The organism is Nitrospirota bacterium (assembly GCA_016207885.1).
In the GTDB taxonomy this organism is placed as follows: Bacteria; Nitrospirota; Thermodesulfovibrionia; order UBA6902; family UBA6902; genus JACQZG01.
Map to the genome: position 1 here is coordinate 1 of JACQZE010000009.1, position 2,367 is coordinate 2,367.

Annotated in this window: 4 protein-coding genes; 2 read left to right on the forward strand and 2 right to left on the reverse strand. The window is 45.2% G+C overall.

Annotated elements, in window-relative coordinates; genetic code table 11:
• On the forward strand, nt 1-336 hold a 336-nt coding region (locus HY807_07015; protein ID MBI4826158.1), incomplete at its 5' end, for a hypothetical protein.
• A gap of 209 nt (nt 337-545) precedes the next feature.
• Nucleotides 546-734 (forward strand): hypothetical protein, encoded by a 189-nt coding sequence (locus HY807_07020; protein MBI4826159.1) that lies wholly within the window; start codon nt 546-548, stop codon nt 732-734.
• A 555-nt stretch (nt 735-1,289) separates the two neighbouring features.
• On the opposite strand, the gene leuD is transcribed toward HY807_07020, so the two are convergent.
• Together leuD and HY807_07030 are read right to left on the reverse strand one after the other, a co-directional pair.
• On the reverse strand, nt 1,290-1,787 hold the full coding sequence (leuD, locus tag HY807_07025; GenBank protein MBI4826160.1) for a 3-isopropylmalate dehydratase small subunit: 498 nt from the start codon (nt 1,785-1,787) through the stop codon (nt 1,290-1,292).
• A partial coding sequence (locus HY807_07030) for a 3-isopropylmalate dehydratase large subunit (protein ID MBI4826161.1) occupies nt 1,784-2,367 on the reverse strand: 584 nt, incomplete at its 5' end. The genes leuD and HY807_07030, both read right to left, overlap by 4 nt.

A 2,367-nucleotide genomic window follows, 5' to 3' on the forward strand; every position in this document is an offset into this window, starting at 1 on the left:
GCGGCCTCATATCTCGAATCAGCCGGCACGATAGTGAACTATCTCGGAAAGGTGAAAAAAGTCATAAAAGCAGTATCTCCGTCAGGAGAGGCGATGCAGCACAAGGACATTTTTGCCGCGCTTGCTAAAGCGATGAAGTCAAAGCTCCCGGCGGCAAAGGCTGACGTGAAGAAGGCGCTCAAGGCAAAGAAGAAAGTTAAGGTGAACCCGTTTGAAAAGGTAAAAGGGCTTGACGTAAATCCAATTGACCTTAACGACAGAATTAACAGGTCTGTTATAAACAGCTCAAGGCTCCTGTGGCTTAAGGAGACAGAGAAAGCACTTGCTTCGAAATAAGTTTTAGTTGTCATTCCGGTTTATCCGGAATCGAATTTTAAACGGCATCCTGCCTAAAAACAGGATGCCGTTTTTTTATATCATTTTCATCTTATTCTTTTCCCCTCTAATAAGAGGGGATAGGGGTGTGTTATTTTCAATCTCTTTTTATAAACGCCCCCAGGCTCCGCCTCTCCCCCTCTTAAGATAAGAGGGGGTAAAGGGGAGTTATGATAGAGGAAATTATTCCTGTATTAATTAATAAACTTGATACAGAAGGCACTAAGGTTATGGCTGAGGCGTACTTGAATTGCGGCCATGACAAACTTAATGCAGCAGCAAGAGAATGGGCGGCAAATCATAGATACACAATTCAAACCGGCCAAGGCGCTGCTCCAATAGGCTGGGGGCGCATGTAAGGAACAGTGCCTATAATTAAGGACTGGAAAGACTTACCTATAAACAATCCCCACCATGGTACAGCTAAAATACTTCGGCGACAGCAGGGACTACTTCAAGTATAACCTGATAACTGCAATCTTAACATGCATGCACATGAAGAGCTATGTATTCGTGCCTATGCTGACGAACCACCAATAATCAAAATTCAACCTTTAATTGAAGATAGAATTGAAAACGGCGAGGATATCCCGCAATTTGAATCCGTGAGCTTGACCTTGATGGAAGTCGCTGTATGACCGAGAAGTTGCCGAGAATAAAATCAGCACGGAATCAGGGGCAGGTCTTTCATTTTGCTGTTCTTCCTATCAAAACAAAAAAACAGCTTTACCATATTTCTTGCATTCGGTATGTTAAATAGTAATACCGAGAGGTGAATATATGAGTAAAGTAAAAATTGCGATAACTCTGGAACACGACTCTATCAAGCGCTTTACGAAATTCTTATTCTCACATTCATCGGAAGAAACAAAGATCAATATTTATTGGATTTAATTTTCTTCTGCACAAAAGATTTACTTCCTCTCCAGCCGTTTCTTTGTCCATTCTATAAGCCCGCCCGCGGATATAAGCTCCTGCATAAAGGGAGGGATTGGTTTCGCGGCATACTCTTCTCTTTTGGTGATGTTCTTTATCACGCCGCTGTCCGCGTCAACCTCTATGACATCGCCTTCGGATATCTTTTCAGACGCCGCGTCAGACTCAAATATCGGAAGCCCGATGTTAAAGGCATTTCTGTAAAATATCCTCGCGAAGCTCTTTGCCACTACTCCCTGAATGCCCGCTGCCTTTATGGCTATTGGCGCGTGTTCACGCGATGAGCCGCAGCCGAAGTTCGCGTCAGCGATTATCAGGTCGCCTTTTTTAACCTTTGACGGAAAATCCTTATCAGCGTCTTCCATTACATGCTTTGCGAGTTCATTAGGGTCAGATGTATTAAGATATCTCGCGGGTATGATCGCGTCTGTATCAATATCCCTGCCGAACTTCCATACTCTTCCTTTAAGAATCATAATACCTCCTCAGGCACGGCTATCCTGCCAAGCACTGCGGACGCTGCGGCAACGGCCGGGTTTGAGAGATAGACCTCACTGCCGGGGTCGCCCATCCTGCCGACAAAGTTCCTGTTCGTGGTTGCAAGCGCCTTCTCGCCTTTTGCGAGAATCCCCATGTGCCCGCCGAGGCAGGGCCCGCATGTCGGGGTTGAAAAGACCGCCTCTGCGTTTACAAATATCTCAGCCAATCCCTCTTTAACAGCCTGCAGGTATATCTGCTGTGTAGCAGGTATGACTATCATTCTCGTGTTAGGATTGACCTTCTTACCCTTGATTATCTCAGCCGCTTCTCTTAAGTCTTCGATCCTGCCGTTCGTGCATGAACCTACAACCACCTGATCAATGGTGATATACGAAAGCTCTGCCGCAGGTTTTGTATTTGAAGGAAGATGCTGGCACGATACCGTCAGCGGTATCTTTGAGCAGTCATACTCCCTCACATCAACATACTTTGCATCGGCATCTGATGTATAGAATTTATAATTTCTCCTGGCCCTGCCATTAACATACTCTTCAGTTATCTTATCCGGGACTATAA